At 73.1% G+C, this 23,627-nt stretch carries 16 protein-coding genes; 7 read left to right on the top strand and 9 right to left on the bottom strand.

Going from position 1 to position 23,627, the window contains the following annotated elements:
* Nucleotides 1-4: 4 nt before the first annotated feature.
* The gene (locus AB0H64_RS13885) at nucleotides 5-1,309 is read left to right on the top strand and encodes an FAD-dependent oxidoreductase (protein WP_357623681.1); all 1,305 of its coding nucleotides are present in this window, start codon (nucleotides 5-7) and stop codon (nucleotides 1,307-1,309) included.
* 70 nt (nucleotides 1,310-1,379) lie between these two features.
* On the opposite strand, the gene AB0H64_RS13880 is transcribed toward AB0H64_RS13885, so the two are convergent.
* The 9 genes from AB0H64_RS13880 to AB0H64_RS13840 form a co-directional block, all read right to left on the bottom strand.
* The gene (locus AB0H64_RS13880; RefSeq protein ID WP_357623679.1) at nucleotides 1,380-1,892 is read right to left on the bottom strand and encodes a CBS domain-containing protein; all 513 of its coding nucleotides are present in this window, start codon (nucleotides 1,890-1,892) and stop codon (nucleotides 1,380-1,382) included.
* Nucleotides 1,874-2,728 carry a universal stress protein gene (locus AB0H64_RS13875; protein WP_357623678.1) on the bottom strand — a complete coding sequence of 285 codons (855 nt, stop codon included), beginning with the start codon at nucleotides 2,726-2,728 and terminating at the stop codon, nucleotides 1,874-1,876. Before AB0H64_RS13875 ends, AB0H64_RS13880 begins: the two co-directional genes overlap by 19 nt.
* A 104-nt stretch (nucleotides 2,729-2,832) precedes the next feature.
* The gene (gene narI / locus AB0H64_RS13870; RefSeq protein ID WP_357623677.1) at nucleotides 2,833-3,555 is read right to left on the bottom strand and encodes a respiratory nitrate reductase subunit gamma; all 723 of its coding nucleotides are present in this window, start codon (nucleotides 3,553-3,555) and stop codon (nucleotides 2,833-2,835) included.
* Entirely contained in the window at nucleotides 3,552-4,157 is a 606-nt protein-coding gene (gene narJ, locus AB0H64_RS13865; RefSeq protein ID WP_357623675.1) for a nitrate reductase molybdenum cofactor assembly chaperone, read from the bottom strand. Before narJ ends, narI begins: the two co-directional genes overlap by 4 nt.
* Nucleotides 4,154-5,806 (bottom strand): nitrate reductase subunit beta, encoded by a 1,653-nt coding sequence (narH, locus tag AB0H64_RS13860; protein WP_357623673.1) that lies wholly within the window; start codon nucleotides 5,804-5,806, stop codon nucleotides 4,154-4,156. The genes narJ and narH overlap by 4 nt, the downstream gene beginning before the upstream one ends.
* Entirely contained in the window at nucleotides 5,806-9,465 is a 3,660-nt protein-coding gene (locus AB0H64_RS13855; RefSeq protein ID WP_357623671.1) for a nitrate reductase subunit alpha, read from the bottom strand. Before AB0H64_RS13855 ends, narH begins: the two co-directional genes overlap by 1 nt.
* Nucleotides 9,466-9,514: 49 nt before the next feature.
* On the bottom strand, nucleotides 9,515-10,720 hold the full coding sequence (locus AB0H64_RS13850; RefSeq protein ID WP_357623670.1) for an MFS transporter: 1,206 nt from the start codon (nucleotides 10,718-10,720) through the stop codon (nucleotides 9,515-9,517).
* A 218-nt stretch (nucleotides 10,721-10,938) separates the two neighbouring features.
* Complete coding sequence (locus AB0H64_RS13845) at nucleotides 10,939-11,589, bottom strand: pyridoxamine 5'-phosphate oxidase family protein (RefSeq protein WP_357623668.1); 651 nt, start codon at nucleotides 11,587-11,589, stop codon at nucleotides 10,939-10,941.
* A gap of 223 nt (nucleotides 11,590-11,812) precedes the next feature.
* Nucleotides 11,813-12,520 (bottom strand): hypothetical protein, encoded by a 708-nt coding sequence (locus AB0H64_RS13840; RefSeq protein ID WP_357623667.1) that lies wholly within the window; start codon nucleotides 12,518-12,520, stop codon nucleotides 11,813-11,815.
* Between the two features lie 219 nt (nucleotides 12,521-12,739).
* On the opposite strand from AB0H64_RS13840, the gene AB0H64_RS13835 reads away from it, so the two are divergent.
* The 6 genes from AB0H64_RS13835 to AB0H64_RS13810 all read left to right on the top strand — a co-directional run bounded on the left by AB0H64_RS13835 (nucleotide 12,740) and on the right by AB0H64_RS13810 (nucleotide 23,491).
* Complete coding sequence (locus AB0H64_RS13835; RefSeq protein ID WP_357623665.1) at nucleotides 12,740-13,993, top strand: PP2C family protein-serine/threonine phosphatase; 1,254 nt, start codon at nucleotides 12,740-12,742, stop codon at nucleotides 13,991-13,993.
* 91 nt (nucleotides 13,994-14,084) lie between these two features.
* Nucleotides 14,085-17,723 carry a LuxR family transcriptional regulator gene (locus tag AB0H64_RS13830; RefSeq protein WP_357623663.1) on the top strand — a complete coding sequence of 1,213 codons (3,639 nt, stop codon included), beginning with the start codon at nucleotides 14,085-14,087 and terminating at the stop codon, nucleotides 17,721-17,723.
* Nucleotides 17,724-17,825: 102 nt separating this feature from the next.
* The gene (locus AB0H64_RS13825) at nucleotides 17,826-18,797 is read left to right on the top strand and encodes a hypothetical protein (RefSeq protein ID WP_357623662.1); all 972 of its coding nucleotides are present in this window, start codon (nucleotides 17,826-17,828) and stop codon (nucleotides 18,795-18,797) included.
* Between the two features lie 78 nt (nucleotides 18,798-18,875).
* Nucleotides 18,876-19,625 (top strand): hypothetical protein, encoded by a 750-nt coding sequence (locus AB0H64_RS13820; protein ID WP_357623660.1) that lies wholly within the window; start codon nucleotides 18,876-18,878, stop codon nucleotides 19,623-19,625.
* A 264-nt stretch (nucleotides 19,626-19,889) separates the two neighbouring features.
* Complete coding sequence (locus tag AB0H64_RS13815; RefSeq protein ID WP_357623659.1) at nucleotides 19,890-21,611, top strand: ABC transporter ATP-binding protein; 1,722 nt, start codon at nucleotides 19,890-19,892, stop codon at nucleotides 21,609-21,611.
* On the top strand, nucleotides 21,608-23,491 hold the full coding sequence (locus AB0H64_RS13810) for an ABC transporter ATP-binding protein (RefSeq protein WP_357623657.1): 1,884 nt from the start codon (nucleotides 21,608-21,610) through the stop codon (nucleotides 23,489-23,491). Before AB0H64_RS13815 ends, AB0H64_RS13810 begins: the two co-directional genes overlap by 4 nt.
* Nucleotides 23,492-23,627 lie beyond the last annotated feature (136 nt).

The raw sequence follows: 23,627 nt of genomic DNA, 5'->3' as shown, positions 1-23,627 counted from the left end.
CAGTATGGATCTACGTCATGCGGTCCGGGGGCGTGTGCTGCTCCCCGGCGAGGACGGGTTCGACGAGGCGGCCCGCCCGTGGGCGGTAGGCGTCCACCAGCCGGTGTCCGCCGTCGTGGAGGCCGAGGACGCCGCGGATGTGGCGGCGCTGGTGCGGTATGCCCGCGAGGCCGGGCTGACGGTCACCGCCCAGCCATCGGGCCATGGCGCCTCGGGCGATGTGCAGGGCGTGGTCCTGCTGCGCACCGGCCGCCTGGACCGGGTGGAGGTCGACGCGCGGGCGCGCATCGCCCGGGTCGGCGCCGGAGTGCGGTGGGGCCGGTTGCTGGCCGAGACCGGCAGGCACGGCCTCACGGGGCCGGCGGGCAGCAGCCCGGCCGTGACGGTCGCCGGGTTCGTCGCCGGCGGCGGCATCTCGTGGTTCGGCCGCAGGTACGGCTGGGCCGCCGACTCGGTGCGCGCCTTCGAGGTCGTCGACGCCGACGGCGAGCAGGTGCGGGTCACCGACGAATCCGACCCTGAGCTGTTCTGGGCGCTGCGCGGTGGTGGCGGCGACTACGCGCTGATCACCTCGGTCGAGCTGGCGCTGTACCCGGCGCCCGGCGTGTACGGCGGGCGGATCGTCTGGCCGGCGGCACGCACCGGCGAAGTGTTCGACGCCTTCCGCCGGATCACCGCGAACGCGCCACGCGAGCTTTCGGTGTGGATCAACCGGATGGCCCCGCCGCCGCCCGCGCCGCCGATGGTCGGCGTGGACGTGACCTACCTCGGCGACGATGCCGAGGCCAAGGAGCTCCTGGCCGCCTTCGACGAGATCGGCGGCAGCCTCTCCGACAGCCGCGGCCTGATGGACCTCGCCGACCTGGGCACGATCGCGGCCGAGCCGATCGAGCCCAGCCCCATGCTGGCCCGCACCCAGTTGCTGACCCGTCTGGACGAGGCAACGCTGGAGACGCTCGCCACCGCCGAACTCGCGCCCCTGCTGAACCTTCAGGTCCGGCATCTGGGCGGAGCGCTGGCCGCGGCCGATCCCGGCGGCGGGGCGGGCGGCGCGCTGGCCGAGCCGTACCTGCTCTACCTGCTCGGCCTGCGGCTGCCCCACCTGGTCGATGCGGTGCAGGCCAAGCAGGCAGCCCTGGTCGAGGCGCTGGGCCAGGTGGTCAGCGGCCGCAAGCCGTACACCTTCCTCGCACCGGCGGAGAGCGCCGCCCAAGCCTTCCCTGCCGACACCCTGACCCGGCTGCGCGAGATCAAGCGCCGGCGCGATCCCTATGGCATCTTCCGCGCCAACTTCCCGGTCTTGGACTGAAAGGAGCGACAACCTGGTGAGCGACTGTCGCCGCACTGATCCGCCCTGACAACGGAGCCGGCACCTACCGTCACGGCGGGGGCGGGAGGACCGGCTCCAGGCGGAACAGCCCGGTGAAGACCTCGCCCGGCGCGGCCGAGGCGTCGGTACGGCCGGCGACGGCGTTCAGCACGTCCCGGGCCGTGATGAGGCCGACGAGGCCGCGGGCCGACACCACCGGCACCGCGTCGGAGCACGCGTCCACCATGAGCCCGGCGACCCGCGCCAGCGTGTCGCCCGGGCCGACCCGGGGCCGGGGCTCGCGGCCCAGCATCGAGCCGACCTGGCGTACGGACTGTTCGGACGGCCCGCCGGACCAGGAGGCGGCCAGGTGCTCGCGCGACAGGACGCCGAGCACGTGCCGCCCGTCCACGATCGGCAGGTGGTGGACGCCGGCCCGGCGCATCAACTCCCAGGCCATCAGGGGCGACTCCTCGGGCGTGATGGTGACGAGCACGCGGCCCATCACCTGCTCGGCCGTGAGCGATGCGATGTCCCGCTCGGTGGTCAGGTCCCGGTCGGTGGTCATGTCCGTTCCCTCCATGTCCGCTCCTTGCGCGGCCGTACCACCGCGACCGGGCATGCCACGTGGTGCAGCACGCCGTGGCTGACGGACCCGAGCACGGCGGCGACGAACCCGCCCAGCCCGCGCGAGCCGATCACCACGAGGTCGGCGGTGAGCGCCGCCTTCATCAGGGCCGACACCGGGTGCTCGCACACCTGGTCGTCGACGATCCGTACGTCGGGGTTCTTCTCCCGCCAGGGCACGACCCGCTCGGCGGCCATGCGCACCTCCTGCTGGTAGGCGTCCTGGATCAGGCCGCCGTATCCGGTGGCGTACGGGGAGAAGACCGGCATCTGCCAGGCGTAGACCACGTGCAGCTGCGCGATGCGCGCGCGGGCCTGCTCGACGGCGTACTCCATGGCGGCCTGCGAGTGCTCCGACCCGTCGTAGCCCACCACGACCTGGCCGTGCTGGACGACGGAGGCGCCGCGCACGACCACGACCGGGCCGGCGGCGTGGCCGGCGACGGCCATGCTCACGGAGCCGAGCACCATCCCGGCGAACCCGCCGAGGCCCCGGCTGCCCAGCACCACGCTCTCCGCCAGGATCGACTCGCCGACGAGCGCGTCGATCACACCGCCGCTCAGCATGCCGGTGCTCACGTCGGTGTCCGGCGCGAGAGCCCGCGCCCGGTCAGCGGCGGCCTCCAGCATCGCGGAGCAGTACTCCGTGCTGCCCGCGGGCGGCCCCCACTGCTGGCACACGTGCACGACGCGGAGCGCGAGCCCGCGGCGCCGCGCGTCGACGGCGGCCCATTCCACCGCCGCCGTCGCCGGCGCGGACCCGTCCACGCCGATCACGATCCGTCCGGCCATGGCCCATCGCCTCCCGTCGGGACACTCACCTCCAGCCTGGTCGCGGCCACGGGAAAGCGCCCGGGGACGAAGTCACCGATGCGAGGGCCATTGGTCCCATGCGGTCAGCCGGCCCAGCCGCGGCGCGCCCGGCGCGTCCCCGCGACGTCGTCGCGGGAGCGGTAGACGATGTACGGCCGCGTCAGGTAGCCGACCGGCGCGGTGAGCATGTGCACCAGCCGGGTGAACGGCCAGATGGCGAACAGGACGAGGGCACTCAGCGCGTGCAGCCGGAACAGCGGCGGCGCGCCCGCCATCAGCTCGGGCCGCGGGCCGAGCGTGAAGATCGACCGGAACCACGGCGAGATGGTGGTGCGGTAGTCGTAGCCGCCTCCGACGGCGTTGGCCACGACCGTCGCGGCCAGACCGAGCACGATGGTCAGGGTGAGGACGGCGTACATGAGCTTGTCGTTGCGGGTCGTGGCGGAGAAGACCGGCCCCACGGTGCGGCGGCGGTAGACCAGGATCGCCAGGCCCGCGAGCGTGCAGAAGCCGGCGACCGTGCCCAGCGCGACGGCCGTGACGTGGTAGGCCGCCTCGCTGACGCCCAGTGCCTCCGTCCACGACTTGGGGATCACCAGGCCGCCGACGTGGCCGAGGATGACGACCAGGATGCCGAAGTGGAACAGCGGGCTGCCGACCCGCAGCAGCCGCGACTCGTACATCTGCGACGAGCGCGTGGTCCAGCCGAACTTGTCGTAGCGGTAACGCCAGACGTGCCCGGCCACGAACACGGTGGCCGCGACGTACGGGAGGACGGCCCACAGCAGCAGGTCCAGCGGGCTCACCGTGACTCTCCCACCGCGTAGGGCTCCAGGCCGACCTGCTCCCCCGGCGGGCCCTCCTGCGCCAGCCGCAGGGCGGCGGCCCGCTCGCGCTCGGTCGCGGGCGGCAGGGTGGCCAGCACGGCGGCGACGACGTCGGCGTACGGCGAGCGCTCGTCCAGCAGCGCCCGGTGCAGCGTCTCCACGCCGGCGCGGTGCTCGCGCAGCAGCCGGCCGGCCTCGCGCACGCCGCCCCGCGCGGACAGCTCGCACACCACGGCGAGGTGGTCGGGCAGCTCGGCGCCGGCGGGCTCGAACCCCGCCTCGCGGAAGGCGTGCTTGAAGCGCAGCAGCGCCATGCCGCGCTTCCGCGTGTCACCGTAGGTGTAGTACGTCAGATAGGGGCAGCAGCGGCGCTTCAGGTCGAACGTCGCCACGTAGTGCTCGGCCAGCCGCGGCAGCGGCGTCGTGGCCAGGTGGACGAGGAAGGCCCGCAGGCGGGCGGCGGCCTCTCCGGCGGGCAGCCTGTCCACGGTCATGGTGAGCAGCGGCAGCGCCTCGATCAGCTCCTGGTCCGGATAGCCGAGCAGCACCGACGCGGTCATGTGGATGGCACGCTCACTCACGAGTCCTCCTTGCGCTTGGGGAACAGCCCGTCGGGCAGGCCCTTGCCGTCCCAGTTGAGCAGGTTGACGCGGCCGGCCCGGTCGGCCGGATCGACGAGGCCGCCGGTCTCCTGACGGTCCTTGAGCGCGTGGAAGTTCTCCACCGCCACCGGGGCCGGCGTGCCGGACGCCTCACCGAACGGTCCTCCCATGCCGGGACCGCCCGCGTAGTCGAGGCTGCAGCCGGTCGCCGTCTCCTCCAGCGCCCTGCCCTGCTCGGCGTGGGCCTTGGGGATGACGTAGCGCTCGGCGTACGGGGCGAGGGCGAGCAGCCGGTGCATGCCCTCCACCTGGGAGCCGCTCAGGCCGGCGGCGGCGGCGATCGACTCGTCGGCCTCCTGGCCCAGGTTGAGGCGGCGCATGTAGGAGCGCATGGCGGCCAGGCGGCGCAGCGCGGCCCGCACCGGCCCGGGGTCGCCGGCGGTGAACAGCTCGGCGAGGTAGCCGACCGGGATGCGCAGGGCGTCGATCGCGCCGAACAGGTTGCCGGCGTCCTCGCCGTCGTGACCGGTGCCCGCCAGTACGTCCACCACGGGCGACAACGGCGGGATGTACCAGACCATCGGCATCGTGCGGTACTCCGGGTGCAGCGGCAGCGCCACGCCGTACTCGAAGATCAGCTTGTGGATCGGTGAGCGGCGGGCCGCCTCCAGCCAGTCCTCCGGGATGCCCGCGGCGCGGGCGGCCGCGACCACCTCGGGGTCGTGCGGGTCCAGCAGGACGCTCTTCTGCGCTTCCAACAGGTCCTTCTCGTCGGGTACGGCGGCGGCCTCGGCGACCCGGTCGGCGTCGTAGAGCAGCAGGCCGAGGTAGCGCAGGCGGCCCACGCAGGTCTCCGAGCAGACGGTCGGGATGCCGACCTCCACCCGGGGGTAGCAGAACGTGCACTTCTCGGCCTTGCCGGTGCGGTGGTTGAAGTACACCTTCTTGTACGGGCAGCCGGTCACGCACATCCGCCAGCCGCGGCAGCGGTCCTGGTCGACCAGGACGATGCCGTCCTCGGAGCGCTTGTACATCGCGCCGGAGGGGCAGGAGGCCACGCAGGACGGGTTGAGGCAGTGCTCGCAGATGCGCGGCAGGTAGAACATGAAGGCCCGCTCGAACTCCAGCTTCACCTGGTCCGACACCTTGCGCAGCACCGGGTCGGCGGCGGCCAGCTCGGGCGCGCCGGCCAGGTTGTCGTCCCAGTTGGCACTCCACGTGATCTTGGTGGGCTCTCCGCTGATCAGGGACCTGGGCCGGGCCACGGGCGTGTCGTCGGTGGCCGGGGCGGAGAAGAGCCGGTCGTAGTCGTAGGTCCAGGGCTCGTAGTAGTCCTGGATGGACGGCATGAGCGGGTTGGCGAAGATGGTGAGCAGCTTGCGCAGCCGCCCCCCGGCCTTCAGCCGCAGCCGGCCGCGCCGGTTCAGCTCCCAGCCGCCCCGCCACCTGTCCTGGTCCTCGTACGTGCGGGGGTAGCCCTGACCGGGGCGGGTCTCGACGTTGTTGAACCAGACGTACTCGGTGCCCGTCCGGTTCGTCCACGCCTGCTTGCAGGTGACCGAGCAGGTGTGGCAGCCGATGCACTTGTCGAGGTTCATGACCATCGCGAGCTGAGCCATGACGCGCATCAGTAGTCCACCTCCTGCGAGCGGCGGCGGATCACGGTGACCTCGTCGCGCTGGTTGCCCGTGGGCCCGAGATAGTTGAAGGCGAAGGAGAGCTGGGCGTAGCCGCCGATGAGGTGGGTCGGCTTGACCAGCAGCCTGGTCAGCGAGTTGTGGATGCCGCCCCGGCGTCCTGACGTCTCGCTCTTGGGCACGTCCACCACCCGTTCCTGGGCGTGGTACATGTACACGGTCCCCTCCGGCATGCGGTGGGAGACGACCGCGCGGGCGACGACGACCCCGTTGCGGTTGACCGCCTCCACCCAGTCGTTGTCGGCGACCTTCACCTTGGCGGCGTCGGCGGGGCTCATCCAGATGGTCGGCCCGCCGCGTGACAGGGTCAGCATGAGCAGGTTGTCCTGGTACTCGGAGTGGATGGACCACTTGGAGTGCGGGGTGAGGTAGCGCACCGTGATGCCGCCCTCCGCCCCGTCCCCGATGCCGGGCTCGCCGAACATCGCGGTCATGTTCAGCGGCGGCCGGTAGACGGGCAGCGCCTCGCCCGCCTCGTGGATCCAGTCGTGGTCGAGGTAGAAGTGCTGGCGTCCGGTCAGGGTGTGCCAGGGTTTGCGGTGCTCGACGTTGACCGTGAAGGCGGAGTAGCGCCGCCCGCCGGTCTCGCTGCCCGACCACTCCGGCGAGGTGATCACCGGGACGGGACGGGCCTGGGTGTCGGCGAAGGTGATCTGCCGGTGCTCGTCGGCCAGGCCGTCGAAGGACGTCCCGGTCCGGCGGGCGAGCGTGGTGAACCCCTGGGCGGCCAGCCGCCCGTTGGTCGTGCCGGACAGGGCGAGCACGGCCTCGCACATGGCGACGTCCGTGGCCAGGGACGGCCGGCCGTCCCCGGTGGTGCCGTTGACCCGGCCGAGCCGTCCGATCTCGCCGGACACGTCGTACGTCAGCCCCTTGGTGGAGGCGCCGAGCCGGTCCAGCAGCGGGCCGAGGGCGGCCATCCGGTCCGCCACCGCCCCGTAGTCCCGCTCGACCACGACGATCTTCGGGAAGTCCCGGCCGGGCACGGGCGTCTCGCCGGTGGCGCGCCAGTCGCGCACCTTCCCGTGCGGGGTGGCCAGCTCGTCGGGCGTGTCGTGCTGCAGCGGCATGGCCACCACGTCCCGGCGCGTGCCCAGGTGGGTCGCGGCCAGGTCGCTGAAGGCGCGGGCGATGGCGTGGAAGGCGGCGAAGTCGGTGCGGGTCTGCCAGGGGGGGTCGATCGCCGGGGTGAAGGCGTGCACGAACGGGTGCATGTCGGTGGACGACAGGTCGTGCTTCTCGTACCAGGTGGCGGCGGGCAGCACGATGTCGGAGAACAGGGTGGTCGAGGTCATCCGGAAGTCCAGCGACAGCAGCAGGTCGAGCTTGCCCCGGGGCGCCTCCTCCGGCCAGGCGAGGTCCTCGGGCCGGTGCTCCGGCCCGGCCTCCGCGGCCCGCACGGACGAATCGGTGCCCAGCAGGTGGCGCAGGAAGTACTCGTTGCCCTTGGCGGAGGAGCCGAGCAGGTTGGCCCGCCACACGGTCAGCACGCGCGGCCAGTTCGCGGGCGCGTCGGGGTCCTCGCAGGCGAACCCGAGCCGGCCCGCGGCCACCTGCCCCGCCACGTACGGCCCCGCCTCCTCCCCGGCCGCGGCGGCCTCGTCGGCCAGGTCGAGCGGGTTGCGGTCGAACGTCGGATACGACGGCATCCAGCCCAGCCGCGCCGACTGCGCCAGCAGGTCAGCCGTCGCCCGGCCGGCGAACGCGCCCTCGGCCAGCGGCGAGGACACCACGTCGGCCGGGTAGGTGTCGTAGCGCCACTGGTCGGTGTGCAGGTACCAGTAGGCGGTCCCGATCATCTGCCGGGGCGGGCGCGACCAGTCCAGGCCGAAGGCGAGCTGCGCCCAGCCGGTGATCGGACGGCACTTCTCCTGGCCGACGTAGTGCGCCCAGCCGCCGCCGTTGACGCCCTGGCAGCCGGTGAGCGTGGTCAGCGCCAGGAACGAGCGGTAGATCGTGTCGGAGTGGAACCAGTGGTTCGTCCCGGCCCCCATGATGATCATGGATCGGCCGCCCGACTCCTCGGCGTTGCGGGCGAACTCCCGCGCGATGCGGGCCGCCGCGGCGGCCGGGACGGAGGTGATCGGCTCCTGCCACGCCGGCGTGTACGGCTCGGCCGCGTCGTCGTAGCCGGACGGCCAGCGGCCGGGCAGCCCGTCGCGGGCCACGCCGTACTGCGCCATCATCAGGTCGAACACCGTGGTGACCAGGTGGCCGCCGACCCGGCGCACCGGGACGCCGCGCTCCAGCACGCCGTCCCCGTGGCCGTCGAAGCGGGGCAGCGCCACCGTCACCGCCTCCTCCCCGTACAGCGTGAGCAAGGGCTCCACGTCGCCGAGGTCGAGGTTCCAACGGCCCTCGCCCTCCTGGCCCCAGCGGAACCCCAGCGACCCGTTGGGCACGACCGCCCGCCCGGTCGCCCCGTCCAGCACGACGGTCTTGAACGCGGCGTTCTCCTCCTGCTCGCCCGGGTCGGGCTGCTCGCCCAGGTCGGCGGCCGTCAGGAACCGCCGCGGCACGCAGGCGTCGCCGCGCGGCTCCAGCGTCACGAGGAACGGCAGGTCCGTGTAGGCGCGCGCGTAGGCGGCGAAGGCCGGCACCGGGCGGTCGCGGAAGAACTCCGTGAGGATCACGTGGCCCATGGCCATGGCCAGCGCGCCGTCCGTGCCGGGACTCGGGGCCAGCCACTCGTCGGCGAACTTGGCGGCGTCGTTGTAGTCGGGCGCGAGCACCACGACCTTCTGGCCCCGATAGCGCGCCTCGGCCATGTAGTGGGCGTCGGGCGTGCGGGTGACGGGCACGTTCGAGCCCCACAGCATCAGGTAGGAGGCGTCCCACCAGTCGGCCGACTCCGGCACGTCGGTCTGGTCGCCGAACACCTGGGGGGAGGCCACGGGCAGGTCCGCGTACCAGTCGTAGAACGACAGCATCGAGCCGCCGATCAGCGAGACGAACCGGGCGCCCACCGCGTGGGAGACCATCGACATGGCCGGGATCGGCGAGAAACCGGCCACCCGGTCGGGGCCGTAGGTCTTGACGGTGTGCACGTGCGCCGCAGCGACGATCTCGGTGGCCTCGTCCCAGGTGACACGCACCAGCCCGCCCTTGCCGCGGGCCGCCTGGTAGCGGCGCCGCCTGTCCGGGTCGGAGGTGATCTCGGCCCAGGCGGCCACCGGGTCCCCCAGCCGGGCCTTCGCCTCGCGGTACATCTCCACCAGGACGCCCCTGGCGTACGGGAAGCGGACCCGTGTCGGGGAGTAGGTGTACCAGGAGAACGCCGCCCCGCGCGGGCAGCCCCGGGGCTCGTACTCCGGCCGGTCGCCGCCCACGCTCGGGTAGTCGGTCTGCTGCGCCTCCCACGTGATCACGCCGTCCTTGACGTACACCTTCCAGGAGCACGAGCCGGTGCAGTTGACGCCGTGGGTGGAGCGCACGACCTTGTCGTGGCTCCAGCGGTCGCGGTAGAAGACGTCGCCCTGCCTGCCGCCGATCTGGTGCAGCGTCCTGAGGTCGCCGGACACCTCGCCGGGCCGCAGGTGGCGGCCGAGCCTGAGGAGCGCGTCGCTGATCGGCCCGTCGGTGCTTGCCATGGGATGGTGCCCTTCTCGCTCTACGTCCGGTTCTCTCATGCCGGGGATCTCACTTCCGGGGGCGCGCGGCCGGGCGCAGGACGGCCCAGCAGTAGACGAACGCGCCGAACGCCATGGCGGCCAGCAACATCAGCCCGATCGCGTACGAGCCGGTGGCCTGGTAGATGAGCCCCATGACGATGGGCGGCAGGAAACCGCCCAGCCCGCCGGCGGCGCCGACGACGCCCGTGGCGCTGCCCACCGCCGCGGCGGGGACGGCGCGGCCGAGGATCGCGAACACCGCGCCGTTGCCGAGCCCGAGCGCCGCCGCCAGGGCCAGGAACCCGGCCGTCGCCAGCGGCATGCCCGGGGCGAAGGAGACGACGATCGCGCAGCCGAACACGGCCGCCAGCACCCAGCACAGCACCCGCTCGCCGCCCAGCCGGTCCGACAGCCAGCCGCCCACCGGGCGGGCCAGCGTCGCCAGCACCACGAACCCGGCCGCGCGCGCCGCCGCGTCGGCGACCGTCAGCCCGTAGACGGCCTTCAGGTAGAGCGGCAGGTAGACGCCGAAGGCGACGAACCCGCCGAAGGTCAGCGCGTACATCCCGGCCAGCTCCTTCGTGACCCGCAGCCGCACCGCCGCGGCGAACCTGTCCAGGAACGGCTCCGCCGCGCCCGTCGTGACGGAGGGCGCGTCCCGGCCCAGGACGAGGAAGACGACCCCGACCAGCACCAGCGCGACGGCGACCGTGACGAACGGCGTGGCCCGGCCGAACTCCGCGGCCAGCCACGGCGTGGCGAACCCGGAGATCGCGGTGCCGATGTTGCCCATCCCGAAGACGCCCAGCGCGAGGCCGCGCCGCTCGGGCGGGTACCAGGCGTTGACGAACGGCACGCCGATGGCGAACGTCGCCCCGGTCATGCCCAGCACCAGGCCGCCGGCCAGCAGCGCGGGATAGCTCTGGGCGAAGGCCAGGAACAGCACGGGCACCACGCCGGCGAGGGAGACGACGCCGAACACCAGCCGCCCGCCGTACCGGTCGGTCAGCGCGCCGAGCACCATGCGGCCGAGCGAGCCGACGATCACCGGGACGGCGACCAGGAGCGAGACCGCGGTCGCGCTCAGCCCCAGCAGCTCCTTGTAGACGGGCCCGAGGGGACTCAGCAGCGCCCAGGCCCAGAAGTTGACCGCGAACGCCGTCGTGGCGAGGATCAGTGCCTTGGTGCGCCCCGCCGTCGAGGAACGGGACGCGACAGGTGGGACGACGGCCATCGGCGCCTTCCTTCGGATCTGGGAAATGTGGCGAGTCCTGTCAGCCTCCTGCAGCCGCATCCGTCCCAGTCAGGGTCTTTGGTCCCTCCTTCCGTGCCCGAACGGCTCGACGCCGCCACTTCGAGGCACGGGCTTCGAGGCGCGGGCTTCGAGGCACGGGCTCGGAGGCGTGGGCTTGGGGGCGCGGGCTCGGAGGCGCGGGCTCGGAGGCGTGGGTGTCAGTCGGTGGTGATGCGGCGGCCCGTCACGCGCGACGGCGTGATCCGCAGGTACTGCCGGCGATCGCCGCCCGCCCACGGCTCGACGCCCGTCGCGGCCACCGCCGCCTCCTCCTCGTCCGTGACGTGGTGCAGCGAGCCCTGCACGAGCACGCTCCACCCGCCGCCGGTCAGCTCCTCGACGCTGTCCACCTCGAAGGCGACCTTGTACTCGACGCCCTTCATGCCGGTGCGCAGGTCGGCGTCCGTCGTGCCGCCCGGAGTCGTGCGGAAGACGATCGCGCCGCCGTCGGACAGGCGGTAGTTCACCGGCAGCACCGTCAGGCCGTAGCGGCCCTCGAAGGCGATCCGGCCCACCCCGCCCGGCGAGATGAGCGGCAGGCACTCCTTCTCGTCCAGCTCCACCAGGTCCGCGCCCGGCGCCGGGGCGCCCGCGCCGGCCGGCGCCTCGTCCAGCAGCTCACGCACGGTCGCGTCCAGCGCCGCGGCCAGCTTGGTGGCCGTCTCGCGCGCGGCCGCGCCGGACTGCTCCTCCAGGTAGCCGACGTACGCGACCTCCACGCCCGCCCTTGTGGCCAGCTCCTCGCGGGTCAGGCCTAGCGACTCACGCCGCTCGGCGATCCGACGTCCGAAGCTCCCGAGATCCGACATGTAGCTCTCCATCTCCACGGCCTGATGTCTTCCGTCGGCTCACGGTAATAGGCGGATGCTCCGGATCGTGGTCATGACGACGCCCTGGTGACCTTCGTCCCCGATGCCGGTGACCTCCGTCCCACCGGCGCCGCCCGCGCCGCCTCCGCCGCCTCCGCCGCGCGCGCCGCGGCGGGCGCGTCGCCGCGCCCGCCGCACCGGCGCGCCCTTCCGGCGTGCCCGGTCAGTGCCCCATCACCGGACGTGCGCCCGCGGCCCTGACGGGCAGGTGCTCGCGGATCAGCATGTAGCTCGCCACCAGTACCCAGATCGCCACGAGTATGGTCGGGACGAGCGCCATCAGGGGCGCGTCCGGGGCCAGCGCCCTCGCCGTGCTGCCCACACCGAGCGCGGTCAGCAGCTTGATCGCCGCCACGACGATCGCGAACCAGGCCATCCACATCGGCAGCACGTGCGTGCGCATGATCGCGGCGGCCGTCACCGCGAACGTCGCCGCCAGCGCGATGCCGCTGATCATGCTCATCACGGTCAGCGCCGTGTACGGGCCGGCCGCCAGGGCCAGCAGGACACCGCGGTGCGTGGTGACGGCGTACGTCAGCCCGGCGAACAACGACACTCCGAGGAACATGACCGTGGAGATGAGCACGTACCCCGCCAAAACCAGCGTCGGCGTGTCACTCGCGTCGTCGGCCCGGCGGAACGCCGTGGACAGCGCCACGCCGAACCACAGGAACAGCACCGTGGCGATCGCGTACAGCACCGACGCCGCCAGGACCTGGGTCCGGTACTCGAACAGGTATCCGGCGACGCTCGTCGCGGACTCGGCGACGCTCGGGGCGTTCCCCATGACCAGCCGGCCGATGATCCCCACCACGATGGCGGCGATGCCGGCTATCCCGCCCCAGCGAAGCTCGTGACTCTCCTTCGTCATCAATTTCATCGACGAACCACCCCCGTTCCATCTTCAGCGGCCCGCCAGACGGAACACCAGGACGCGTCCGCCAACCTTTGTCGTTTCTTTGGCCGCCTCCACAGTCGCCGCCGCCGCTGGTCCGGCGGCGAACTCCGTCCGAGCCTCGCCCGCGAACATCAGTGTCAAAACCCCAGGACACCGGTAGAAAGGACGTCAAGGACTACGAGGAGTGAGCGGGTGCCGGACGACGGAGAGCGCATGCTGGGCGGCCTGCTCGCCGCTCACCACCTCGCCACGCTCGAGGACCTGCCCGGCCTGGTCGCCGCGCAAGCCGAGCAGGTGGGCTTCTCCGGCGTGCTCCTGTACGTCGCCGACCTCCAACAGCAGTACCTCGTCCCCCTTCCGGGGCAGCGGCACGAGGACGGCACGCCGTTCGAGCGCGTCCGGGTGGACACCACCGTGGCCGGGCGCGCGTTCCGCGCGCTGGACGTGGTCCAGACCCGGCCCGGCAGCGGCCCGGCCGCTGCCGAGCCCGAGGCGGGGCAGGCGCCCGCCGCGCAGGAGCCGCGCCGGATGTACCTGCCGCTGCTGGACGGCACCGAACGGATCGGCGTGCTCGTCGTCACGGTGCCCCGCGACGACGAGCGCGTCCGGTGGCTGGCCTCCCAGCTCGCGGCACTGACCGCGCTCATCCTGGCCAACAAGCGCGACACCAGCGACACGTACGCCCGGCTGGTGCGCGCCCAGCCGATGCAGCTCTCGGCGGAGATGCTGTGGACGCTGCTGCCGATACGGACGTTCGCCACCGACCGGGTCGTGGTCACCGCCGCCCTCGAACCCGCCTATCTCGCGGGCGGTGACGCGTTCGACTACGCGGTGACCGGCGACAGCCTGCACCTGTCGATGTTCGACGCCATGGGCCACGACACCGCCGCGGGGCTGACCGCCACGATCGCGATGGGCGCCTGCCGCAACACCCGCCGCGAGGACGCGGACCTCGTGTCCATCAGCGAGGCCGTGGACGGGGCCATCTTCGAGCAGTTCGGCGGCACCCAGTTCGCCACCGGGGTCCTGGCCAAGCTGGACATGGGCACCGGGCTCCTCACCTGGGTCAACCGCGGCCACCACCCGCCGCTGGTGCTCCGCCACGGGCGCCTGGTCGCCACGCTGCAGGCCGCCCCTGACCCGCCGATGGGCTTCCGCCTGGGCGCCATCCACCAGCCGGCCCGCTACCAGCTCGAACCCGGTGACAGGCTGCTGGTCTACACCGACGGAGTGATCGAGGCGCGCAGCCCCAGCGGGGAGGTGTTCGGGCTGGAGCGGTTCGTGGACTTCGTCGTCCGCCGGGAGGCCGACGGCGTGCCGCCCCCCGAGACGCTGCGCCGGCTCATCCAGACGCTCCTCGAACACCAGCAGGGCCGCCTGCAGGACGACGCCACGGTGCTGCTCGTCGAATGGCGGAGCCAGCGCGAGCGCGACCTCACCATCTGACCAGGTCGTCACCACGGACATCGCCGACGGCCCTTACCCGGGAGTGGACAAGGTCCCATACTGACTCCTGACTTGATCGTCAGGAGGGTGGATGCTGTACGGACGCGCCCGCGAGCAGGCCCGGATCGACGCGTTGACGGCGGCGGCCCGGGCCGGGCAGGGCGGAGCCGTCGTCGTCAGGGGCGAGACCGGCATCGGCAAGTCCGCGCTCCTGGACCACACCGCCACCCATGCCGCCGGCTTCCTGCTCCTGCGGGCGACCGGGGTGGAGCCGGAGTGCGAGCTGCCGTTCGCGGCGCTGTACCCGCTGCTCCACCCAGTGCTCCACCCGGTGCTCCACCCGGTGCGCTCCCCCGCCGGCCGGCTGCCCGCCGACCGGGCGGAGGCGCTGCGCGAGGCGGTGAAGGCCGTGCCGCCGGAGGCGCCGGACCGGTCCCGGGTACGGCTCGTGGGCCTGGCCGTCCTGGACCTGCTGGCGGACGTGGCGGCCGAGACACCGGTGTTGTGCCTGGTGGACGACGCCCACTGGCTGGACCGGGCGTCGGCGGAGGCGTTGCTGTTCGCCGCCAGGCGGCTGGGCGGGGAGCGCATCGTCATGATCTTCGCCGCCCACGACGACGTACCCAGCCGTGCGCATCCGGCGCCCGCCCCCGGCATCACGGACGGAACGGCGGCCGAGCCCTCCCCCACACCCCGGTCCGGCACCGGAACCATGACCGGCACCGGGGTCGAGGAGCTGTGGCCGGCCGGACTCGACCTGACGGCGGCCGCCGAGCTCCTCGCCGGCCGCGCGCCCGGCCTGCCTCCCCAGGTACGCCACCGGGTGGCCGAGGAGGCCGCCGGCAACCCGCTGGCGCTGGTCGAGCTCGCGGCCGCCCTCACCCCGCAGCAGCAGGCCGGCCGGCTGGGCCCGCTACCCCTGGCCTGCGAGTGCGGCCCCCTGTCCGGCCGGGCGCGGGCCACGTTCGAGACACCCGTCCACCGGCTCCCCGAAGCCACCCGGGCAGCGCTGCTCGTGGCGGCGGCCGACGACACGGGGGACCTCGACGTCATCCTGCGCGCCGCCGCCCGCCTCGGCGCCACGCCCGCCGACCTCGAACCCGCCGAACGCGACGGGCTGGTGCGGCTCTCGGCCACAGGGCTGACCTTCCGCCACCCGCTGTTCCGCAGTGCGGCCTACCGAACGGCACCGTACTTCCGCCGGGTGGCGGCGCACCGGGCACTGGCGGACACGCTGGAAGGTCAGGCACACTCGACCCGCCGCGCCTGGCACCACGCCACCGCCACCCCGGGCCCCGAGGACTCCCTGGCCGCCGCCCTCCACGACGCCGCCCTTCACACCTTCCCCCACGCCACTTCCCCGCCGGCCACCGCTCCGTACGACCTCCACACGGACGGGACGCTCACGGACGAGACTCACACGGCGAGCGCGCCGGGTGACGGAACGCTCACGGATCGGGCCTGCGAGGCGGGGCTGCCCGTGGTCGTGGCCTCCGTCGCCTACGAGCGGGCGGGCGAGCTGAGCGGGGAGCCCGGCCGGTCGGCGGAGAGGTTCGTGGCCGCGGCCGAGCTGGCGTTCCAGGCAGGACTCACGGGGCGTTCCGCCACCCTGGCCGGCAGAGCCGCGGCGCTCCCCTCAGCCCCGGCCACCCGTGCCCGCCTCGCCGCCGTGCGCGCGGCGATCGAGACCGTCCACGGCCGCCCCGAGACGGCAGCCCGCATCCTCCTGACCGGCGCCCAGCACGCCCTCGCCGCGGAGCCGGCACCGGCACCGGCACCGCAGCAGAAAGCGATCGCCGAGCCGGCCCCCCGCACACCACCGCGACCCGCCTCCCCTGATCGGCCGGCGACGGGGCAGGGGCCGACGACGGAGTGTGGGGCGGCGGGGCGAGCGGACGCTGTGGGCGCGCCGGCGGCGAGGTCGGCCGCGATGCGGTCACCGGCGGTGCGGTTGCTCGCGGATGCGGTGCGGAAGGCGTCCTCCGCGTGTCACGGGGTGCTCGCCGGCACCGCCGCCACCGGTCTGGCCGCGCTCACCACACACCCGACGGGCGCGACAGCAGCCGCCCCGGACCGCGACATCGTGGAAGTGTTCGCCGCCGGAATGGAAGTCATGGGGCGGATGGTGGCTGGTCGGGCGGCGACGGACCTCTCCCCCGTGCGCGCGGCGATCCGGTCGGTACGGGTCTCCTCCGCGGACCACCCGGACCTGCTCGCCCCGGCCGCGTGGATGGCCGTCGCCTCGGGGGACGAGCTCGTGGGCCGCGAGTTGGCCCTCTTGCTCACCGAGCGGTGCCGCCGCCACGGACTGATCGGTGTCCTGCCGGAGGCGCTGACCCTGCTCGCCCAGGCCGAGCTGTCCGCCGGCCGCCACAGTGCGGCGGAGGCGGCGGCCCGCGAAGGGCTTCGTGCGGCGTCCGCCGTCAGGCAGCCGTACCGGGCCGCCCACCTCCACGCCCTGCTCGCCTGGCTGGCCGCCGTGAACGGCGACGAGGACCGCTGCCGCCACCTGACCACGACGACGGGGGCCGCCACGACTCTCCTCGCGGTGAACGGCCACACCTCCATCCCGTCCGGTGAAGCCGCCTCTGCCACCCGCGTCCCTCACCCGGCGCAAGCCGCTGAGGGCGCTGGGGCCGCTCAGGCTGTCGGGACCTGGGCATCCGGGCTGCTGGAGCTGGGGATGGGGCGGCCGCGGCCGGCCGCCGAGCGGCTGGCGGCACTGTGGTCCGGCGCCTGTCACCATCCGCTCGTCGCGCTCCACGCCGTGCCCGACCTGGTGGAGGCCGCCGTACGGGCCGGGCTGCGCGAGCTGGCCGAGCAGCCGGCCGCCAGGTACGCGGAGTGGGCCGCCGCCTCCGGCCGTCCGTGGGCCGGAGCGGTGGCCGCGCGGTTGGAGGGCCTGCTGGCCCACGACGACGAGGCGGGCCGGCACTACGCCAGGGCCGTCGCCGTCCCGGCGGGGCAGCCGTTCCAGCAGGCACGGACCGAGTTGCTGTACGGCGAGTGGCTGCGGCGCGCGCACCGGCGCTCGGAGGCGCGGCGGTACCTGCGTGCGGCGTTCGAGACGTTCGGCGCGCTGGGCGCCACGCCCTGGGCACGCCGAGCGGGCGGCGAGCTCCAGGCCACCGGCGAAGCCGCCGCTCCCCGCTCCTCCGCCGCGCCACGGTCACCGGCCGCGCCCCGCTCCTCCGCCCCGCCACGGTCCCCCGCCACGTCACGGTCCCTGGCCGCGCCCCGCTCCTCCGCCTCGCCCCGCTCCTCCGCCACCCCATGGGTCTCCCCCTCACCCGCTTCCGCGCCCGCGCCGGGCCCCCAGGCCCGCACGACCGACCAGGACCGCACCCGCGACCGCGCGACCGATCCAGGCCGCGGACGTGGCCGCGCGAGCGAGCCGGCCCGCCCCCGCGGAAACCCTCCAGGGCTGCTCGGACGGCTCACCCCACAGGAGCGGCAGGTGGTGCGGCTGGCCGCCGCCGGGCTGTCGAACCGGCAGATCGGTGCGCGGCTCCTCCTCAGCCCCCGCACCGTCGGACATCACCTGTACAAGGCGTTTCCCAAGCTCGGCGTCGCCTCCCGGGGGCAGCTCGCCGAGCTCGGCCTGCTCGCCGAGCCCGACCCGCTCGCCGAGCCGGGCATCCTCGCCGAGCCGGACCCGCCGGCGGAGGCCGGCCCGTCCGCCGCGCTCGACGGGCCGGACCGACTTAGCCGCGTGACCGGGCCGACTTAGCCGGAGCCCCGGAACGTCCCTGAGCCGAGGGTCTGACGGCCGATTCGCGCATGATCGCCCGCGCTCTACCGTGCTTGCGATCTCATGGAACGGAGTGCGTGGATGCACAGACTCCTCAGGTGCGGCCTGGCCGCGATCATGTCCTCGGTCGTGGCCGCGGCGGTGCTGGCCGTCACCGCGCCGCCCGCCTCGGCGGAGCCCTCGCGCAGCGACGGGCACCGGGTGACCCTGCTGGTGCATGGGTTCGACCGCGAAGCCGACACCAACTGCGCGAGCTCCTGGAAGAACGCGCGGGACCTGCTCCTCGCCAACGGGTGGACCGACGTCCGCACCTTCGGCTACTACAACAAGAGCACGAACTGCGACATCAAGTTCAACGGCACCACGGACACTCGCATCCAGGAGATCGGCCGCCAGCTCGCCTGGACCGTCTACTCCTCCTACTCCAGCCAGGGCGTCCCGGTGGACATCATGGCGCACTCCATGGGCGGTCTCATCGCCAAGGCCGCCATCGAGGGAGTCAACAGGTACGGCGTGGCGGCCGCCGCTCCGGACATCGACGCCGTTGCGACGGACGCCCAGAACGACGCCGTTGCGACGGACGCCCAGAGCGTCGGGGCGACCGCCGTACCCAGCGGCTGGCCCCCGTACCTGTACATCGAGGACATCGTCACCCTGGCCACCCCGCACAAGGGCATCGACACGGCGCTGATCGACTTGTGCAGCCTCACCCACGAGCAGTGCAGCGACATGCGGGACGGCAGCGGCTTCCTGAAGTGGCTGGGCGCCCAGCCGCCCTCGCAGATGGGGACGGACTACACCTTCCTCGCGTCGTCGTACGACGACACGGTCGCGAAGGGCTCGGCCACGAACGGCAACACCGCCCACCACTGGGCCCTCTACAGCAAGAACGCGGACGGCGGGACGCTGAGCCACTCGGCGATGCGGACGACCACGACCGGCGACTGGCAGGCCTCCTGGGGCGGCTCCAAGACCGCGTCCGGCTCGGGCAGCGCGTACGCCCCGCCGCTGCTGCGGGCCATGGACGCCCTGTTCAGCCACGAAGCCGCCTGACGCGGGACCACGGAGGCCGACCGGCAGGGACAACCGGCAGAGGACAACCAGAAGCGGTTCTGAGGTGTCTTACCTGCCATGAAAGCGAACTTCCCGGTCAAGCTGCTGGCGGCGGTCGCCCTGACCGCCGCCGGCGGCGCCGTGACCACCCCCGCCTTCGCGTCCGCCCCGACGACCTCACATACATCCGTGACCTCGGTCAAGGCCGACGCTCCTCGGCTGGTCGTCGACCGAGGCCGGCGGGGTCCGTGCCGGTGGTCCGTCGCCTATCCGGAGTACCGCGGCGCGGACGCGCTCACCACGGCCCTCCGCAAGGACACGCGGGCCCGCCGCGACGCCTTCCTCAAGGGCGCCACCGCGCGCTTCTGTCCCGAGGGCGACCGGCTGACCGTCTCCCCCACGACCCTGGCAGCCTCCGGCGACGTGGTGGGTGTCCGGCTGACCACCCGGATCGACGCGGCCGGCGACGGCACGACCACCCGGACGTACTGGTACGACGGCAGGACCCACAGGGTCGGCACGCTCCGGCTGCTGCGCCCCGGCGCGGTCACCGAGCTGGGGGCGCTCGTGAAGCGGAAGCTGACCGGCCGCCAGGGGATCGAGGCCGCCCGGCTGGACGCCGCCCTCCGTTCCCCCGCGAAGGGGCTGACGGACGTGGCCTTCACCCGGAGCGGGGCCCTGCGGGTGCACTTCGACCGGGACACGGTCGCGGTGCCGCCCGCCGGGGCGATCGAGGTGACGATCGGCGCGGCGGACGTCACGCCGCTGCTGTCGGACTTCGGCCGCCGCGCCCGGGACCGTACGGCGAGCACAGCCGGGGGCCTCTGAGCCGGAGGAGAGGCCACTCCCTCAGCCATCGGGTGCTCGAAAACCCTAACCAGGGCGATATATCAGGTCCGATTCGGCTGGGAGGAGAAGGGCGGGAAAGCCGAGCCAGGCGGCCGTGACGGCGACGCTGACCCGCCAGCGTGGCGGACCGAAAATGGGTTGATCCCACCTATTAGCCTGGTAGGGATGCCTCCCGATACACGCTCACCCCGCCGTCCGCTGCCCTTCTCACTCCCGGCCCTGTCGTCCCACGCCCTGTGGCGGATGAAGTCCTACCTCCGCCCGTACGTCGTCAAGCTGGTGTTCATCTGGCTCGTCGCGGTCCTGTCGATCGCCGCCAGCATCACGCTGCCGCTCATCGGCAAGGAGGTCGTCGACGGCCCCGTGCTCAGCGGCGACTCCGGCGCCCTGCTCCCCCTCGGCCTGCTCGCGCTGGGCGTCGGCGCGGCCGAGGCGCTGCTGATCTTCCTGCGGCGCTGGACCCAGATCGGTCCCGTGCTCGGCCTGGAGACCCGCATCCGCGACGACCTGTACGCGCACCTGCAGCGCCTGCCGATGGCCTTCCACGGCGAATGGCAGTCGGGTCAGCTCCTGTCCCGCGCCACCACCGACCTGTCGACGATCCGCCGCTTCCTCGGCTTCGGCATGCTGTTCCTGGTCATGAACATCCTTCAGCTCATCACCGTCACGGTGCTGCTGCTGAACATGTACTGGCCGCTGGGGCTCCTCGTCGCCGCCTCCGCCGTTCCGATCGTGCTGGTGTCGAACCGCTTCGAGAAGCGCTACATCAAGATCTCCCGCCAGGTGCAGGACGAGCAGGGCGACCTGGCCACGCTCGTCGAGGAGTCGGCCATCGGCATCCGGACGATCAAGGCGTTCGGCCGCCGCCACCACGTCTACGACCGCTACGACGACGCCGCGCTCAAGGTGTACGGCACCTCGATGGACAAGGTGCGGCTGTCGGCCCGGTTCTTCACCTTCCTGGAGGTGATCCCGAACTTCACGCTGGCCCTGGTGCTGCTGCTGGGCGCGCTGGCCGTGGGCTCGGGCGCGCTGACGCTGGGCACGCTGGTCGCCTTCACCACGATGATGCTCCAGCTCGTCTGGCCGATCGCCAGCCTCGGCTACATCCTCGCGATGGCGCAGGAGTCGATGACCTCCGCCGACCGCGTCATGGAGGTCATGGACACGAAGCCGGCCATCGAGGGCGGCGCGCGGGTGATCGAGAACCCGCGCGGCCACCTGCGGTTCGAGGGCGTCGAGTTCCGCTTCCCCGGCGCCGAGCAGCCGGTGCTGCGCGACGTCTGGCTGGAGGTGCGGCCCGGTGAGACCGTCGCGATCGTCGGCGCCACCGGCTCCGGCAAGACCACGCTGACCGCGATGGTGCCTCGGCTTATCGACCCGACCGGGGGACGCGTGACCATCGACGGCCACGACGTGCGCGACCTGACGCTGCCCACGCTGCGCCAGGTGGTCGCCACGGCCTTCGAGGAGCCGACGCTGTTCTCGATGAGCGTGCGCGAGAACCTCACGCTCGGCCGCCACGACGCCACCGAGGAGGAGCTTGAGGACGCCATCCGCACGGCGCAGGCCATGTTCGTCCACGACCTGCCGTGGGGCCTCGACACCCGCATCGGCGAGCAGGGCATGTCGCTGTCCGGCGGGCAGCGGCAGCGGCTCGCGCTGGCCAGGGCCGTGCTGAGCAGGCCGCGGATCCTCGTGCTCGACGACACGCTCTCGGCGCTGGACGTCGAGACGGAGGCGCTGGTGGAGCAGGCGCTGCGGCACGTGCTGCGCGACGCGACCGGCATCGTGGTCGCGCACCGCGCCTCGACCGTGCTGCTGGCCGACAAGGTCGCGCTGCTGTCGGGCGGCACGATCACGCACGTCGGCCGGCACCACGAGCTGCTGGCCGAGGTGCCCGCCTACCGCGAGCTGCTGGCCCAGGACGCCGACCTCGACCCGTCTGAAGGAGCCCTGCGATGACCGCCCCGGCGACCGGTCCGGCGACCACTCCGACCTCCTCCGAGCCTGCGGAGCCTCCGGAATCCAAGGGGGCCGACTGGCGCGGGGTCGCCTCCGAGGACCAGGACGAGCTGTCCGAGAAGGTGTCGGTGCTGCTGCGCGCCCGCTCGCGCCGGCTGCTCGGCGGCCTGCTGTCGCCCCACCGCAGGGCGATCGCGCTGCTCACCGGCATCATCGTCGTCTCCAACCTGTGCGGCCTGGCCATCCCGTACCTGGTGAAGGTGGGCATCGACGCCGGCATCCCGCCGATGCTCAAGGGCACCGGCTCCGGCACGCTGCTGACCGTCATCGGCGTGATCCTGGCCGCGGCGGTCACGCAGGCGCTCACCCGGCAGGCGTTCCTGCAGCTGTCCGGCAAGATCGGGCAAGGCATCCTGCTGGAGCTGCGCAGGCGGGTGTTCGACCACTTCCAGCGGCTGTCGCTGAGCTTCCACGAGAAGTACACCTCCGGCCGGGTGATCTCCCGGCTGACCTCCGACATCGAGGCCATCGCCGAGCTGCTCCAGTCGGGCTTCGACAGCCTGGTCACCGCGGTCCTCACCCTGTTCGGCACGGCCGTGCTGCTGGTGGTGCTGGACGTGCACCTCGGCCTGGTGGCGCTGCTGCCGCTGCCCCTGCTGCTGCTGTTCACCCGCTGGTTCCGCCGCCAGTCGGCGATCGTGTACCGGCGCACCCGCGAGACCGTGGCGCTGGTGATCGTCCACTTCGTGGAGTCGATGACCGGCATCCGGGCGGTGCAGGCGTTCCGCCGCGAGCCGCGCAACCAGGAGATCTTCACCAAGCTCAACGACGACTACCGCGACGCCAACGCCCGCAGCATGCAGCTCATCGCGGTGTTCATGCCGGGCATCAAGCTCATCGGCAACCTGACCGTGGGCGGCGTGCTGCTCTACGGCGGCTGGCTGGCGCTGCACGGCGAGGTCACGGTCGGCGTGCTGGCCGCGTTCCTGCTGTACCTGCGCCAGTTCTACGAGCCGATGCAGGAGATCAGCCAGTTCTACAACACGCTCCAGTCGGCGGGCGCGGCGCTGGAGAAGCTGTCGGGCGTGCTGGAGGAGGAGCCGGGCGTGCCGGAGCCGCGCGACCCGGAGCCGCTGGCCGAGGCGCGCGGCGAGGTGCGCTTCGAGCACGTCAGGTTCGCCTACGTCGAGGAGATGCCGATCCTGCCGCAGCTCGACCTGACCATCCCCGCGGGTCAGAGCGTGGCGCTGGTCGGCGCGACCGGCGCGGGCAAGACGACCCTGGCCAAGCTCATCTCCCGCTTCTACGACCCGACCGGCGGCCAGGTGCTGCTCGACGGCGTGGACCTGCGCCGGCTGGACGAGCCGACGCTGCGCTCGGCCGTCGTCATGGTGACGCAGGAGAACTTCCTGTTCAGCGGCACTGTCGCCGACAACATCAGGTTCGGCCGGCCCGAGGCCACCGACCGGCAGGTACGCGAGGCGGCGCGGGCCATCGGCGCCCACGACTTCATCTCGGCACTGCCCGAGGGCTACGACACCGAGGTGGGCAAGCGGGGCGGCCGGATGTCGGCGGGTCAGCGGCAGCTCGTGGCGTTCGCCCGGGCCTTCCTCGCCGACCCGGCGGTGCTCATCCTGGACGAGGCGACCTCCAGCCTGGACGTGCCCAGTGAGCGCCTGGTGCAGCGGGCGCTGCGCACCATCCTGGCCGACCGGACCGCGCTGATCATCGCGCACCGGCTCTCGACCGTCGAGATCGCCGACCGGGTGCTGGTGATGGAGCGGGGCGAGATCGTCGAGGACGGGCCGCCGGACCGGCTCATCGCCGCGTCGGGCCGCTTCGCCGGGCTGCACCGGGCGTGGCTGGAGAGCCTGAGCTGACCGGCCGGGGCCCGCGACGTGGAGCCCGCGACATGAGGCCCGCGACGTGGAGCCCTGACATGGCGACGGCGAGGGCGCCCGCGCGCGCCACGGTGCCTCCCTCGCCAGGCGGCGGACGCGACGGCGCCGCCGCCAG

This window comes from Nonomuraea sp. NPDC050733, from assembly GCF_040654215.1.
In the GTDB taxonomy this organism is placed as follows: Bacteria; Actinomycetota; Actinomycetes; order Streptosporangiales; family Streptosporangiaceae; genus Nonomuraea.
This window is presented reverse-complemented; position numbering and strand designations above follow the sequence as displayed.

Coding starts and splice junctions, on each gene's coding strand:
- AB0H64_RS13885 (WP_357623681.1), top strand. CDS start 5: ATGGATCTACGTCATGCGGTCCGGGGGCGTGTGCTGCTCCCCGGCGAG.
- AB0H64_RS13880 (WP_357623679.1), bottom strand. CDS start 1,892: ATGGAGGGAACGGACATGACCACCGACCGGGACCTGACCACCGAGCGG.
- AB0H64_RS13875 (WP_357623678.1), bottom strand. CDS start 2,728: ATGGCCGGACGGATCGTGATCGGCGTGGACGGGTCCGCGCCGGCGACG.
- narH (WP_357623673.1), bottom strand. CDS start 5,806: ATGCGCGTCATGGCTCAGCTCGCGATGGTCATGAACCTCGACAAGTGC.
- AB0H64_RS13855 (WP_357623671.1), bottom strand. CDS start 9,465: ATGGCAAGCACCGACGGGCCGATCAGCGACGCGCTCCTCAGGCTCGGC.
- AB0H64_RS13850 (WP_357623670.1), bottom strand. CDS start 10,720: ATGGCCGTCGTCCCACCTGTCGCGTCCCGTTCCTCGACGGCGGGGCGC.
- AB0H64_RS13845 (WP_357623668.1), bottom strand. CDS start 11,589: ATGTCGGATCTCGGGAGCTTCGGACGTCGGATCGCCGAGCGGCGTGAG.
- AB0H64_RS13840 (WP_357623667.1), bottom strand. CDS start 12,520: ATGACGAAGGAGAGTCACGAGCTTCGCTGGGGCGGGATAGCCGGCATC.
- AB0H64_RS13830 (WP_357623663.1), top strand. CDS start 14,085: ATGCTGTACGGACGCGCCCGCGAGCAGGCCCGGATCGACGCGTTGACG.
- AB0H64_RS13825 (WP_357623662.1), top strand. CDS start 17,826: ATGCACAGACTCCTCAGGTGCGGCCTGGCCGCGATCATGTCCTCGGTC.
- AB0H64_RS13820 (WP_357623660.1), top strand. CDS start 18,876: ATGAAAGCGAACTTCCCGGTCAAGCTGCTGGCGGCGGTCGCCCTGACC.
- AB0H64_RS13815 (WP_357623659.1), top strand. CDS start 19,890: ATGAAGTCCTACCTCCGCCCGTACGTCGTCAAGCTGGTGTTCATCTGG.
- AB0H64_RS13810 (WP_357623657.1), top strand. CDS start 21,608: ATGACCGCCCCGGCGACCGGTCCGGCGACCACTCCGACCTCCTCCGAG.